Below are 221 nucleotides of genomic sequence, written 5' to 3'. Positions count from 1 at the left end.
ACAAAAATAATTTCCCGGAACCTGTCGATCCTCGCGCCCCTGGTTCGTTGTAAGAGGGAAGGGCACGCACCCGCAGCCCACCGGAGACCGCAATGAAAGTGATGGTGATCGTCAAAGCCAACGCCGATTCCGAAGCCGGGCGCATGCCCAGCGAACAGGAACTGGCCGCCATGGGCGCCTACAACGAACAACTGGTGGCCGCCGGCATCATGCTCGCCGGG

1 pseudogene is annotated in these 221 nt (G+C 61.5%); it reads left to right on the top strand.

Annotation, left to right across the window (positions count from 1 at the left end):
• Positions 1-92: 92 nt before the first annotated feature.
• Positions 93-221: pseudogene (locus DBR20_RS23055) on the top strand (YciI family protein); the annotation flags it as partial.

Source organism: Stenotrophomonas sp. HMWF023 (assembly GCF_003060985.1).
GTDB lineage: Bacteria > Pseudomonadota > Gammaproteobacteria > Xanthomonadales > Xanthomonadaceae > Stenotrophomonas > Stenotrophomonas lactitubi.
The sequence above is the reverse complement of the archived record's forward strand: the minus strand, read 5'-3'. Positions and strand labels throughout refer to the sequence as shown.